Origin of the sequence: Saccharibacillus qingshengii (assembly GCF_013185195.1) — a bacterium.
Lineage (GTDB): Bacteria > Bacillota > Bacilli > Paenibacillales > Paenibacillaceae > Saccharibacillus > Saccharibacillus qingshengii.
The window spans coordinates 73,366-87,275 of sequence record NZ_JAAZWC010000022.1; the positions used below are offsets into that span (position 1 = coordinate 73,366).

The following is a 13,910-nucleotide window of genomic DNA, read 5'->3' on the forward strand; positions in this document are numbered from 1 at the left end:
GAGGAAGCGGCATGACACGGGAAACAGCAGCCGAACTGAGCGGCGTCGACTTTGCTTATGAAAAAGAAGAACCGGTGCTGCGGGATGTGCATTTGCGCGTTGGCCGCGGCGAATGGGTGGCGATCGTGGGGACAAGCGGCTGCGGCAAATCGACGCTCGTTCGGCTGTTCAATGCCCTGCTGCGGCCTGACAGCGGTACGGTATCGGTATTCGGCGAAGAGCTGACGGAGCATAATGCGCCTCTTGTCCGCTCCCGGATCGGAATGGTCTTCCAGAACCCGGACAACCAATTTATCGGGGAAACGGTTGAAGAAGACATGGCGTTCGGGCTGGAGGGCTTGGGACTGGCACGCGAAGAAATGGAGCGCCGCATTGCCTCGTATTCGGACAAGTTGGATGTCTCGGCGCTTCTGCCGCGTCATCCGGGGGAACTGTCCGGGGGCCAGAAGCAGCGCTGCGCGGTGGCGGCCTGCCTGACGATGGAACCGGAGATCGTCGTTTTCGACGAGGCGACCTCCATGCAGGACGAGCGTTCGCGGCTCGAGCTGCTGACCGTCATTCGCGGGATGAAAAATCACGGAGGGTACACGATCCTTTCGGTGACGCACGACGTCGACGAGATGCTTGCGGCGGACCGGATCGTGGCTTTAAAAGAAGGAAAGATCTGCGCGGACCGGACGCCGGATGAATTTTTCGCGGATCCCGGACTGCTTCGCAGCTGCGGTATCGAACTGCCTTTTCGCATGGAGCTTGCCCGGCAGCTGTCGGCTTTGGGTCTATGCGACGCAGAAGGCGAGTATGGAGATGCGGCGGAGGCGGGCCGTTTCGGCAGCGGAAGCGAAGTGGATCAACGAAGGGGGACTCGGTCATGAGAGGCTGGATCAAGCGGCGAGCCGCAGGGAAAAGAAACAGCGAAAAGCGGTTGGATGGCAGAAATCCGGTTGGCGTTGCCCCGGATTCCGTATCTTGTCCGCAGATGGCTGCGGACCGGTCGGAGACGGTGATCGAGTTGACGGATACGGATTATACCTATCAGGCCGGCAGCCCTTTTGCGGCGGCGGCCTTGTACGGCGTGAATATCCGTATCCGCCGGGGAACGCTGGTCGGGATTGCCGGGGGCACCGGCTCCGGCAAATCGACACTGCTCCAACTGCTGAACGGACTGCTGCTCCCGACCGGCGGCTCGGTTCGCGTGCTGGATCATATGCTGGTTCCCGGTCTGCATAAACCGAAACTGAATGCGCTGCGCCGCCGGGTAGGACTCAGTTTCCAGTTTCCTGAGCAGCATCTGTTCGAAGATACGGTAGAGAAAGATCTGATGTTCGGACCGCTGAATTTCGGGATCCCGCGCGAGCAGGCCCAAGCACAGGCGGTAGAGGCCCTGCATGCCATGAAACTTGATGAGAGCCTGCTGAAGCGTCATCCGCTGACACTGAGCGGCGGACAGATGCGCAAAGCCGCGATCGCTTCGGTACTGGCGGCGGGGCCGGAAATCCTCATGCTCGACGAACCGACGGCAACGCTCGATTCGGCCGCGCGCCGCGAACTGATTCTGCTGCTCGCGCGGCTGTGCCGCGAAGAAGGCCGCACGATCTTGGTGGTGACGCACCGGATCGAGGAACTGCTGGAAGTCGCGGACGAATGGATCGTGATGCATGAAGGCCGAGCTGTCTTCCAGGGCGATGCGGATGAACTGGGCGACCGGGCCGATGAGCTGGATCGCTGGGGGATTGCCGTACCGGAGCCGCTGAAGTGCTGGGCGGAATGGACGGCCCGTCTGCCGCAGCTGGCCGCGCTTCCGCTGCCGAGAACGGCGCAGGAGATGGCCCGGCGGATTGCCGAAGCGGTGCATCAATCGGCTAATCCTTCTTCTTCGGAAGAGGAAGCCGGGGATCTTGGAAGATTGGAGGCGAGCGTATGCGCGACAAACTGATGATCGGCCGGATGATTCCGACGGGTTCGCGGATTCACGGACTGGACCCGCGAGCGAAGATCGCGGCCATGCTGCTGTTCACGGCGGCGCTTATTCTCTCGGACGGCTGGCTTCCGGTGGTCGCGCTGGCCGTATTGGCCGCCGTCGTGCTGGCGGCGACCCGGATCCCGCTCAAAACGTATCTTCGCGCGATGCGTCCGCTGCGCTGGCTGATGCTGTTCGTCTTCTTGTTCCAATGGTTTGGGGGAACCGGAGCGGGGAACGCCGATGAAGCGGTCTGGGCCTGGACGTTCGGACCGGTCGCGCTGACCTCATCAGGCTTGTCCGAAGCCCTGCTTGCGGTAAGCCGGATGGCGCTGCTGATCGTTTTTACGGCGCTGCTGACCTTTACGACAGCGCCGTCCATGCTCAGCCGCGGCGTCGAAGGCCTGATTAAGCCGCTTGCCCGCAGGGGAACGGGGGCCGAACGATTCTCGCTTATGATGCGGCTTGCTCTGCGGTTCATCCCGGCACTTCTGGAAGAAGCGCAGACGATTCTCAAAGCACAGGCGGCGCGCGGCACGGATTACGAAGAAATGAATCTGCGGGAAAAGGCCCGGCTGCTGCTGTCGCTGCTTGTTCCGGTAACGGTCGGTGCTTTCCGGCGGGCGGAAGAACTGACGACTTCGCTCGAAGCCCGGGGCTACCGGATCGGGGCGCCGAGAACGGCATACCGCGGGCTCGCCTGGCATAGTGCGGACACCTGGTTTACCCTGCTGTTCGCCCTGCTGCCGATCGCGGCGCTTGCCCTGCGGCTGACCGTATAAACGGAATCGATTGAAAATAGGAATGGAATAGGGTAGAGGTTCAAGATGGAAAAGGGGGAATTTGGATATGGCACGTTATTTTCAGGGAAGAGAAGTGGAACTGCTGGCTCCGGTCGGCACATTCGAGATTTTTGAAACGGTGATTCGGGCAAACTGCGACGCGGTGTATTTCGGCGGCCCCGGGCTCAATATGCGGATGATGCGCAAAGGCTATAACTTTACCCGGGCAGATATCGCGGAAGCGGTCAATATCGCGCACGGACTCGGCAAAAAGGCATATGTCACGGTCAACAACATGCTGAGCGAGACGGACCTGTCGGAAGCAGGCGAATATCTGGCTTTTCTCGATCGCTCCGGTGTGGATGCCATTATCGTGCAGGATCTGGCCGTCCCTTCGCTGCTGCGCGAGCAGAGACTTGCCCTGCCGGTACATGCTTCCGTCATGCTCAATGTACATAATGCCGAGATGGTTCGCGCCCTGCAGGAATACGGCGTAACCCGGGTTGTGACATCGAGGGAAATGGACCTTCGCACGGCGCGGACCATCGAGGAGCAGACGGGAATCGAGATCGAATATTTCGTACACGGGGATATGTGTTCGGTGCACGGCGCCAACTGCTATATCAGTTCGCATCTGTTCGGCATGAGCAGCAACCGGGGCAAGTGCCTGAAGCCGTGCCGCTGGGATTACCGGATGAAAAAGGACGGCTATGTCTACAGCACCCCTTATCCGCTGGCGGCCAAAGACATGAATATGTACGAATATCTGCCGGAGCTGATCGACGCGCATGTCACTTCGTTCAAGATCGAGGGCCGGATGCGCGACAAAGAGTTTATTTCGGCGCTCGTGAACAGCTACGGCGAAGCGATCGACCGCTATCTGGACGACCCTGTCAGCTTTGACCGCGGAGTGGACAGCGAAGAAATGCACCGAAACCGCAAGCGTGATTTTTCGACGGCTTACGCGTTTGGCACTCCGGGATTGTCCAATATTAACCGGCGCTATGAAGGGACGGGCAAATTCTACAGTACGGGCAAAGTGTTCAGTACGCCGACAGCGGAGCGCGAGAGCAGCGAATCCGCGGTGAACGCGGTACGCGAATGGCTGCAAAATACGGCGGCGGAAACAGCGGCGGAAATGTCCGATAGAGCGAATGCCGCCGGAGCGGCCGACACTTCCGGCGCTGCCCCGGCACAATCGCCGGAGCGGCGTACGCCGAAGCTGACCGTTCGGGTCAACAATAAAGCCCAGGCCAGAGCGGCGCTGGAAGCGGGCGTGGACGAACTGTTCCTGTCCGGCGATGTGCTGCTGCCGGATCGCCCGTTCGGACGCCGCGATATTGCCGAATTGGCCGCGATCAAAGGCTCGGCGCGTCTGATCCTCGCCACGCCCCGAATGATGGACGAGATCCATTTTGAACAGTACGATGCGCTGCTGGCGGGAGGCGTCCCCGGACTCGACGGTCTGCTGGTGACCAATCTGGGCGCGGTGCGCCGTTTCAAACGCTTTGGACTGCCGATGATCGGCGATCTGTCGCTCAATCTGTACAATCATATGGCCGAGAGCATGTACCGGGAGCTTGGCGTAGAGCGTATGACCGCTTCGATCGAAGCGAATCTGCCGGACCTTGCCGCCCTGCTCGGACGGACCCGGGGCGAGATGGAACTTACGGTGCATGGTACACCGGTCGTCATGTATATGGAGCACGATCTGTATGCGAATACGGAAGTTTACGAGCCGATCGCCGAAGAAAGCAACCGTTACGTTCGCGACGACGTGCTAGTCCTCATGACGGACAAAGGCGAAAGCCCGGTCTACAAAGACGTACACGGACGCTGCCATCTGACGACATCCAAAGAAATCTGCATGCTTCCGGTCGTAGGCGAACTGATGGGAGCCGGGATCACCCATTTCCGCATCGAAGGTTCGACCTACTCGCCGGAACAACTGACCCGTCTGCTCGGCGTCTATCGCCAGGCCCTGCAGGCACCGGATCAAGCGGCCGTGTTGGCCGAACGTCTGGAGCCGGCCTTTGCCGGGTTTACCCTGGGTGCGCTTGCGTTCCGCCGCGCGGACCGCAGCACGCCGGCCGACCTGCCGGCGCCGGTAGAAGCGAAGCAGGCCAATCAGACACGGGAAGATAGCGGAGCGGCGGAGCTTGAGCCGGTGCTTCAAGAAACGAAAGGGTGAACGGAATGAACGGACAGGAAGCAAATGGAACTATCGACGGCAAAACGGCCCTCTCTGCGATGACGCCGGAAGAAGTCATTGCGCTGCGCAAAGCGCATTTCTTCCCCTGCACGCAGCACTTCTACCGCAATCCTCCGGTACTGGTCTCTGGTTCGATGCAGCATGTCACGGACGGGGCGGGCAAAAGATATACCGACTTTTTTGCCGGGGTATCCGTTGTAGCCAGCGGGCACTGCAATCCGGCAATCACGGAAGCGACGGTGCGGCAGACGGGCAGACTGCAGCATACGACGACGATCTATCTGACCGAACCGTCCGCCCGATTGGCGCAGCGCATGGCCCAACTGCTGCCGGCCTACCCGAAAGTCTTTTTCTGCAACAGCGGCTCCGAAGCCAACGAAGGAGCCTTGATGCTGGCTCGGCGTCATACGAAGCGCAGAGGTTTTATCTCGCTGACCGAATCGCTGCACGGCCGCACGGCACTCACGATGAGCGTCACCGGTTTGGCCATGTGGCGGGGAGATCCTTTTCCGGACGATCAAGTCTACTTTATTCCCCGTCCTTACGGGTTTGGCGTGGATCCGCAGGAAGCGGCGGAACGTTCGCTGAGCGCGCTTGGCGATGTTCTGCGCGAAGCGGGCGACCAGATCGCCGCGATGATCGTCGAGCCGATCCAGGGGAACGGAGGCATGATCGTGATGCCGGACGGGTATCTCGCCCGGGCCAAAGCCCTGCTGGACGCGTACGGCGTACTGCTCATTGCCGACGAGATCCAGACCGGGTTCGGACGGACCGGACAACTGCTCGCTTCGCAGCAGCTTGGCGTGCAGGCCGATATCGTGACGATGGCCAAAGCGCTTGGCGGAGGAATTCCGATCGGAGCTTTTGCCGCGTCGGAAGAAGTCGCGGCTTCCCTGAACACGCCGTCGGCTTCGACGTTCGGCGGCAATCCGGTCTCGGCGGCGACTGCCTTGGCGGTGCTGGATTATATCGAAGCGGAGCGCCTGCCCGAACGCGCGGAGCGGCTTGGCCGCGCCCTGAAGCGGGGACTGGAGCGGATGCGGACTTTTTACCCCGAGATCGTCTCGGAAGTGCGCGGCCTTGGGCTGATGCTGGGCGCGGAACTGTATGCGGACGACCCGGTTCGCGGAGCGGCGGTGGTTGACCGGGTGCTGGAAGAAATGAAGGACCGGGGCTTCCTGATCGGCAAGAATGGCGTGGCGCGCAATGTCCTGGCTTTCCAGCCGCCGCTTGTGATCGACACGGCCGATATCGAATCCATGCTGGAAGAACTGGATGCGGTGATCGGCGGTATCGATCAGGAGCGGCTGAGAGCGCAGGAGAGCGGAGAGGCTGTAGGCGATTTCGTTGAACAATCGCCTGGGGAACGCGCATAATGAGCGCCGTCATTCGCAGTGCGCTGATCAAGACGCGCGACTTCGGATCGCTCGTTATGTTTTCGCATACGCTGTTTTCGCTGCCGTTTGCCATTATCTCGATCGTATGGGCAGCGGGAGGCGTACCCGGGTGGCCTACTGTTCTGTGGTCGCTGATTGCATTGATTGCCGCTCGCAACGGGGCCAACGCCTTCAACCGGTTAGCGGACCGCGAATTCGATGCGGCCAATCCTCGCACCGCACATCGGCATCTGTCGCAGAAACAGTTGAGTGTGCGCGAAGTTTGGATCTTCGTGATCGTCAACTATGCGGTCTTCATCGCTGCGGCGGGTATGCTGAACATGCTGTGTCTGATTCTGTCTCCCGCCGCCATTTTTCTGATTTCTTCCTATTCGTATACCAAACGCTTTACCTGGCTCAGTCATCTGTACTTGGGCTTTACGATTGCTTCGGCTCCGATCGGTGCCTGGTTTGCGGTAACGGGATCGTTCGCATTTACCCCGTTCGTACTGGGCACGATTGTCATGCTGTGGATCGGAGGGTTCGATATTTTGTACGGTACGCAGGATATCGACTTCGACCGCAAACAAGGATTGTATTCGATCCCCAGCACGTTTGGTCTCAAGCCCGCCCTGTATATCTCGCGCTTTCTGCATCTGGTGATGATCGGGCTGCTGCTGTTTCTGTTCGTTCTGCGAGATCTGGGCGCGTTCTACCTGATCGGAATAGGGTTGGCCGCTTTCCTGCTGATGCTGGAGCACGGAATCGTCAAGCCGCATAATCGCAGGCTGATGAAGATCGCTTCGTACAATCTGAACCAGGTAGTCAGTATGCTGATTCTCCTGTTTACCCTGCTGGATTATTTTCTCTAGGTTGTCCGAATCAAATTTGATGTTTGCGTTCATCGGAAACACGCACGGTTCAAGCGGGTGTTTGAGGGGAAGCCCCAATCCAAGTTCAAGGCGTACACATCAAAAAGGACGTCCGGTTTGTACCGGACGTCCTCAGGCTGTCGAGAAAGTCCTATTCGTTTAGTAAGCTCGTCGGCTGCGGGAGAAATTCGTTCCGGTCGCGTGTTGAAATCGGGAAAAAGGATTAGATTTTAGCGGAATTTTCCCGATTTCAAAGGCGAACACTATCGTTCCTTCACTGAATTTCTCCCTCCGCCTCCTTGCTTCTCTCGGAATCATACTTTCTCGACACGTTGAGGACGCCCGGTTTGTACCGGGCGTCCTTTTTGCATCTGCGTATCCAGTTAAGCCTGCCGCTTGGCCCGGTGCGGGCGGAGCGGCAGCTATTTCTGCAGTTCGTTCAGGAATCGGCGAATGCCTGATGTGACCAGGTCATGGTCTTCCTGATCCGGAAGTCCAGATACGGTGATCGTGCCGATCAATCCTTCGCCGGCCACCATCAGCGGGAAAGCTCCTCCGGCCAGAACGAATTCTTCGTCGCTCAAGCCGTAGTCGGCGCCCAGCGTTTTTCCTTCGCTGCGCAGCAGCAGGGCGGTATGCCAGGAACTTTTGACGAAGCGTCCTACCGTATTGTTCTTGCGGCGGATCCAATCTTCATTCTCGGGCGATGTCCCTTCCATGGCATGAAGGAACAAGCGATGTCCCCGGCGGGTTACATCGACGGTTACCTGCTTGCCGGTTCGGCGTGCTTCGTCAATCAGCGTCAATCCGAGTTGAAGCGCCGTTTCGGCGTCGAACATCGGAAAACGCAGTTCTTCTTCTTCCCGCCGCATGTGCGACAGTCTTTCTTCGGGAGTAACGGACATAGGGGGAAATATCTCCTTTGTAATAAGCTTGGATGCTTGGTTGTCGGATTAAATCAATTCGACACGCTCCGGCGATTTCCTTTTCCCGGAGCCAGGTTGTTTGTCTATCGGCGGATGCAGCACTTTTGCGGCTTATACGAATAGGCCGGCGGAAGCTTCCCGCCGGCCTGCTTGCTTTATATGCTTCTTAGAACTTCCGTCCGCCCAGTTCGTCTGCCAATGTCAGCAGGTCCGCGTGAGCCGCATAAAGGCTCAGCGAACGGGCGATTTCACGGGCGGATTCGAGTTCCGCGTCGCAGAATCGCTCTGCCCGTTCCAGGGCACCGCTTACCCGGATCTTGTCGAGCAGCGGCCCGAGCTCTGCCGGGGACGTGTCCGGACCGACCGTCCGAATCTCGGCAGCGAGCTGCGGATCTTCCAGAGCGTACAGGACCGGCAGCGTCACCTGTCCCCCGAGCAGATCGCTGCCGGACGGTTTGCCGAGCTGCTTGGCCGAAGCGGTGAAATCGAGCAGATCGTCCCGGATCTGAAACGAGAGACCCAGATGTTCGCCGAAACGGTAAAGCCTGCGGCACAGCTCTTCCGGAGCCCCGCCCGCCCGGGCGCCGAATTCCAGCGACACGGCCATCAAATGGGCTGTTTTGCGGCGTGATTTGAGCAGGTAATCGTCAAGGCCGAGATCGTAGTCGTAGGCATGTTCAAGCTGCTCGTATTCACCCAAGCACAATTCGGCGGTCGCCACGGCGGTAAAAGGCTGCTGCTGTTCGCTGCCGTCCGGTTCTTCGACCTGGGCCAGCAGCTCCACGACTCTGGCCGACATGTAGTTGCCCACGTAGAGCGCATTCGCCGGGCCGATCAGCGTATGAAGCGAAGGTTCCCCGCGCCGAAGCGGAGAACGGTCGATCAGATCGTCGTGAATAAGCGAAGCGGTATGAATGAATTCCGCCGCAGCCGCAAGCTGTACGATGCGGCTGTCGTCTTTTCGGTCGCCGAAGCGGCTCCCCACCAGGACAAGCATAGGCCGCAGGCGTTTTCCGCCGGCTTCGATCGTCTTCAGAAGCGAGCGTTCCAGTTCGGAGTCTTTCGGTACGTCTTTGTCGTATTTGACGATGCGTTTCATTTCCCGGTCAATCTGGCGAAGGTCGATACGGAGCTTGGTATGAAGTCCCATCTTATTTCGCCTCCTTTTGGCCGGTCAAAGCCTGTTCAAAAGCAGCCGCAAGCTGAACGCTGCCGCTCCGGCCCAGCGCCCGGGAGATCTGGACTTTTTTGACGAAAGGAGCCAGACCGCGCAGCAGAGCTTCTTCTTTACACTTGAGCGCATATTGAATGTACAGGCTGTAGAGATAGTCACCGTCCAAAATGCGGCGGTTCAGCCCCGGATCGTCCAGCTCCAACGGTCCGCAGTGGCGGGAGAACGCGGCATCCAGCAGCATGTACACGGCCAGCAGCCCCGGCTTCCGAAGCGGTTCCACTTCGCAGCGGTCGAAGACGGCCAGCGCTTCGAGAAGTCCGGCCTTCTGCGGATCGAGCCGGATTCGCGTAATCGGGTCGATCTCGGCCTGGAGGCGCTCCTGCGCTTCCCGGATCATTGTGTCGTTCATTGAAGCACCCCTTGACGGACTAACAAAATACCGAATCGGCTGATATACCGTGTTCACTCGGATTCCTCCACATTATGAGACAAATTCTTTGATTATGCAAAAGCGTCGGGTTGAAAAAAGCGGAGCCATGTGCGTTGTAAGCTGCACATGACCCCGCCCGTAACGCCAAGTCGGTAGGTCAGTCTGTATAGAGATACCAACGTTTGGCAAACCAGGTTTTCTTCCAGTGTTTCTTGAGCCAAGGCAGGACATAATAATCGAGACCGAAGATGCTGCCCGAACCGCCGATGAGTGCGAATGCGGCGAACCAGTACCACCACATATCGGTCGGAGCCATACCGGAAGACCAGATCATGAGACCCATGCCGATTGTGGCGATCGAAGCGATCGCGGAGAAGAGACCGGCGATAAGCATAAGACCAAAGATAATTTCGGCGGCAACCATGCCGATTTGGAAAGCGGTAGCCAGCCAGGTATAGCCGCCATCGCCCGAATAGAACATCAGATCCATCATCGAGCTGACCATATCCGAGATGAAGCCCGGAACCGGAATCGCCTGAACGGCTTGTCCGGCATTTTCGACCGCGGAAGCCGCCGTTTGGGCATCGACCGCCGTAGCCACGTTGCCGACCGCTTCGGAAGCGGCGCTGACGACATCGGCATTCGGGTCGGGCGGGATCAGGAAGATATTGTTCGGATCATCGATGACTTTCTGGAGCTTGTCCCAGCCTTCGTGCAGCCACATCCAGCCGACGAACACGCGCAGCGGAACGAGCCAAAAGTTCGGCGAGCGCTTGGAGAAGTGTCCGCCCAGGAAGGTGCGGCGATCATGGGCATGGAAAATTTCGTGCATCAGATAAGTCCAGACTTTGTTGAAGCCAAGAACGGTGAACAGATACAGGACGTTGATCGCATGTTTGGCGAACATCGCGAAGAATCCGGTCAGCGAGAAGAATTTGCCCGGCAAGCCGACGCTTGCGACGCCGTAACGGCTGCCGATCGAGACCATCATGCCGTGGAAAGCCGGCTTGTAGGACTTTTTGGTTCCGCCTTTGATATCGGCGGTGATATTGTGTGCGATCAGCGGAGCGGCATGTTCGGCGTTCTCAACCATCTGCGGAACCGGACGTTCTTCGCCTTCCGGAATAAAGAAGATGTTGTCGCCGACGACATAAACGTTTTCGTGATCGAGACTTTGCAGCTTGTCATTGGTTTCGATCCGCTTCCGGCCTTTTTGCTGGACATCGAGCTTGTCGAGGATTTCGGCCCCTTCGACGCCGGCTGTCCAGATTACGGTGCGAGCCGTCAACTTTTGGTCGCCGAGATCGACACCCGTCTCGGAAACTCCGGTGATCTGCTTGCCGGTGATGATCTCGATGTCGAGCTTCTTGAGATAACGTTCCGACTTGGCAATCAGTTTGTCCGGCAGCAGAGGAAGAATCTTCGGCGCCATATCGGCGACGATCATCCGGACCTCGGACGGATCAATGTAGAACTCGCGGCACAGTTCACTGCGGTATTCGGCCATCTCGCCGATCAATTCGACGCCGGTGAAGCCCGCGCCGACTACGACGAAGGACAATTTCTCCCGTCGAACGGCCAGGTCGCTTTCTTTGGCGGCCTCCGTGAACATCTGCCGGAAACGGTCTTTCAATCGGACCGCATCGTCGTAAGACCAGAGCGTGTAGCTGTTTTCTTCCGCTCCCGGGATACCGAAGAACGTCGGCTTGGAGCCCGTTCCGATGACGAGATAGTCATAGGCGTAAGCCGCCTGCTTGCCTTTCAGCGAACGTTCGGTAAAGTCGATATTTTCGATTTCGTCCAGGATCACATCGACTTTGAGACCTGCGAAGATCTTTTTGAGATCGATTTTGACCGCGTCTTCCGGAGTCCGGTTTGCCGCTACTTCATGCAGTTCGGTCAGCAGGGTGTGGTAGGGATTGCGGTCGATCAGCTGGATTTGTACATCCGTATTTTTTTTTGAAGTTTTTTGCCAATTTCTTTGCAGTCAGAACGCCGCCATAACCGCCGCCGAGTACGACTATCTTTTTCATCAGGAAAACCAACCTTTCCATAGACGGACTTGGCGCGCCCGCCGGCCTGCGTGATCACTACGCAGGGCGGGCGGCGATCCGTCCGTTGCTTCAGATTAAAATAGAAATGAAATGTCTGCAGTGCTGCCTTGAACCCAACTTATTTTGCTTCTGCCAGTGCCTGTTCCGCGAGCTTCAGATAGGAAGCGACATGGATGGTAACCCCGCTGATCGCGTCGGTCGTTCCGTCTTCTTTGGTCTCCACGGCTGCCGGATCCTGTTTTTCGATCAGGTACTGCTCGGTTTTTTCCGCTTCTTCATGCCATTCCGCTTGGGCGCCGCCGGCTTTCATGCCGTACTTGCCTTCTTTGGAATTGGTTTTCTTGTCTTCGCCGGCTTTGTTGATTCCGCTGAAGTTGACGGCTACGATTCGGCCCGCTGCCACGGTGACGTCGGCCGTTTCTTTCCAGCCGCTCTCCGGATCGAAGTCCGAAGCTTCGGCGCGGTAGGCACCGTCTTTGTAGGGACCGGCTTCAACCGGACCGGCGGCCAGTGCCGCTGCCGCAACTTCCGTGAAATCATTCACATGAACCGGAACGCCGGACACCACATCGGTGTAACCTTCCGCATTGGTCGTGATAGCGGCCGGATCTTGATTGTCGATCAGGTATTGTTCGACTTTCTCGGCCTGTTCATGCCACTCGGTCGAACCTCCGCCGGCTTTCATGCCGTATTTGCCTTCTTCCGAAGACGTTTTCTTGTCCGGCCCGGCATTGATGCTCGAAGCGCTCCAGGTAGCGTCGGTAATCTTGCCGCCTTCGACCTGAAGGATGACGTAAGGCTGCCAGCCCGACTCCGTATCCATATCGCCTTGAGCAAAATACATGCCGTCCTTGAGCTCCGAAGCTTTCTCGGCCGGAGCCGTTTCGGCTGCCGCAGGCTCGGCTGCTTTGTCGTTCGCGGCTGCCGCCGTTTCTGTCTTCGCCGGTTCCGTCTTGGTTTCGGCCTGTTCGTTATTGCTTCCGCATGCGGACAAAGCGCCGATCAACAGTACACTGCACATCATGACGGACCAGTTCTTTTTACCCATTTTCTACCCCTCCGTTGTCTCTGAAAGAATCGTTCGGACGTACAGCGATTTAACCGAAAACGACTGCGTCAGATCGGGCTTCGTCCGCTGGGACAACCGCCGGATAGAGGATGCTTCGTAGGTCTAATCTCCGTCCGCTATCGTTTTCATTTGAAGAATAACATACAATTTGAAGTATTCATGTGATAATAACCACAAAGTATGTGGCATTTGTCTCATGCGCCGTAAAAGCCGTCAAAATTCGATTCTTTTCTCGACTAGGCCATCCGTATCAGGAAGAGAGGAAGCGGATTCACAAAAAGAACGCAGGGGTAATTCAGGTTAAACGGATTCCAACCAGTTAGGAGCTGACTTCATGACAAATCCGATCGAAACCAAAGTAATCAAAGGCAGATGGAACCAGACGCAGCACGAGGCGAAGAAGCAGTGGAGCAAACTGACGGAAGCGGATCTGGCCTATATAGACGGCGAAAAAGACCGTTTGATCGAAAAGGTTCGCGAGCGGTACGGACACGATGCGGAATCGGCCGAACTGGAATATAAATCCTGGGCTTCGGCCCTGACCGCGGGCGGCGACCGCTAAGACGCTGTCCATGCGCGGCTTCGGCCGCCTACCGTAATCCCATCCGTTCGTTTCATACCCGAAGCAGAAGAGAGGGGACGCAGCCATGGTGGAACTTCGTATCGTGTCCGGCAGGATCATCGAACAGCGCGGCAGCATCGTGATTACCGTTCAAGGCGATCTTGTAAGTTCGTACGATTTGCGTTATTACCGGCTTCCCGAGACCGACACGACAGGTTTATCTGCGGAATCGGATCAGGAAGAGTCCACAGAAGCTTCATTCGAGGCTGCAGCTCCCGCTCCCGTCGTTTTGTCCGATTGGAAGCGCCGGGTGTCCCTTTATCCTTCTAAGCGAGGCAGCAAAAAGAGTGCTAACCGTGCCTGATGGTTAAACTGTACCCTACAAGATGGACACTTTGAAAAAAGTCATCTTGTAGGGACTTTTTGTGTACAATAAAGAAAAAAATGAGCGGTGGTCGAAACCAATGTCTAAACAATTATTCACAACTAAACAGCA

Annotated in this window: 12 protein-coding genes and 1 pseudogene; 8 read left to right on the top strand and 5 right to left on the bottom strand. The window is 57.6% G+C overall.

The window, feature by feature from the left end:
• Positions 1–11 precede the first annotated feature (11 nt).
• From HRQ60_RS17400 to HRQ60_RS17425, 6 genes are all read left to right on the top strand, one after another.
• Complete coding sequence (locus tag HRQ60_RS17400; protein WP_172197995.1) at positions 12–872, top strand: ATP-binding cassette domain-containing protein; 861 nt, start codon at positions 12–14, stop codon at positions 870–872.
• Positions 869–1,933 (top strand): ATP-binding cassette domain-containing protein, encoded by a 1,065-nt coding sequence (locus HRQ60_RS17405; RefSeq protein WP_246281382.1) that lies wholly within the window; start codon positions 869–871, stop codon positions 1,931–1,933. Before HRQ60_RS17400 ends, HRQ60_RS17405 begins: the two co-directional genes overlap by 4 nt.
• Positions 1,918–2,739, top strand: a complete 822-nt coding sequence (locus HRQ60_RS17410) for an energy-coupling factor transporter transmembrane component T family protein (protein ID WP_172197998.1) — start codon at positions 1,918–1,920, stop codon at positions 2,737–2,739. The genes HRQ60_RS17405 and HRQ60_RS17410 overlap by 16 nt, the downstream gene beginning before the upstream one ends.
• Positions 2,740–2,806: 67 nt before the next feature.
• Positions 2,807–4,930, top strand: a complete 2,124-nt coding sequence (locus HRQ60_RS17415) for a peptidase U32 family protein (RefSeq protein ID WP_172198001.1) — start codon at positions 2,807–2,809, stop codon at positions 4,928–4,930.
• Between the two features lie 5 nt (positions 4,931–4,935).
• Positions 4,936–6,327, top strand: a complete 1,392-nt coding sequence (locus tag HRQ60_RS17420) for an aspartate aminotransferase family protein (protein WP_246281383.1) — start codon at positions 4,936–4,938, stop codon at positions 6,325–6,327.
• Entirely contained in the window at positions 6,327–7,199 is an 873-nt protein-coding gene (locus tag HRQ60_RS17425) for a 4-hydroxybenzoate octaprenyltransferase (RefSeq protein ID WP_172198004.1), read from the top strand. Before HRQ60_RS17420 ends, HRQ60_RS17425 begins: the two co-directional genes overlap by 1 nt.
• 422 nt (positions 7,200–7,621) lie before the next feature.
• Here the strand turns inward: HRQ60_RS17425 and HRQ60_RS17430 are convergent, their stop codons facing one another.
• The 5 genes and pseudogenes from HRQ60_RS17430 to HRQ60_RS17450 form a co-directional block, all read right to left on the bottom strand.
• Complete coding sequence (locus HRQ60_RS17430) at positions 7,622–8,104, bottom strand: heme-degrading domain-containing protein (protein WP_172198007.1); 483 nt, start codon at positions 8,102–8,104, stop codon at positions 7,622–7,624.
• A 187-nt stretch (positions 8,105–8,291) separates the two neighbouring features.
• Positions 8,292–9,275 carry a polyprenyl synthetase family protein gene (locus HRQ60_RS17435; protein ID WP_172198010.1) on the bottom strand — a complete coding sequence of 328 codons (984 nt, stop codon included), beginning with the start codon at positions 9,273–9,275 and terminating at the stop codon, positions 8,292–8,294.
• A 1-nt stretch (position 9,276) separates the two neighbouring features.
• On the bottom strand, positions 9,277–9,708 hold the full coding sequence (locus HRQ60_RS17440) for a hypothetical protein (protein WP_172198013.1): 432 nt from the start codon (positions 9,706–9,708) through the stop codon (positions 9,277–9,279).
• A 178-nt stretch (positions 9,709–9,886) separates the two neighbouring features.
• Positions 9,887–11,762, bottom strand: a pseudogene (locus HRQ60_RS17445) (FAD-dependent oxidoreductase).
• 139 nt (positions 11,763–11,901) lie between these two features.
• Positions 11,902–12,831 carry an FMN-binding protein gene (locus HRQ60_RS17450; protein ID WP_172198016.1) on the bottom strand — a complete coding sequence of 310 codons (930 nt, stop codon included), beginning with the start codon at positions 12,829–12,831 and terminating at the stop codon, positions 11,902–11,904.
• Positions 12,832–13,186: 355 nt separating this feature from the next.
• Between HRQ60_RS17450 and HRQ60_RS17455 the strand changes: the two genes are divergently transcribed.
• Both HRQ60_RS17455 and HRQ60_RS17460 read left to right on the top strand, forming a co-directional pair.
• Entirely contained in the window at positions 13,187–13,414 is a 228-nt protein-coding gene (locus tag HRQ60_RS17455; protein ID WP_216667663.1) for a CsbD family protein, read from the top strand.
• An 85-nt stretch (positions 13,415–13,499) separates the two neighbouring features.
• Positions 13,500–13,778, top strand: coding sequence for a hypothetical protein (locus HRQ60_RS17460; RefSeq protein ID WP_172198019.1), 279 nt, complete (start codon positions 13,500–13,502; stop codon positions 13,776–13,778).
• The last annotated feature ends 132 nt before the right edge of the window (positions 13,779–13,910 follow it).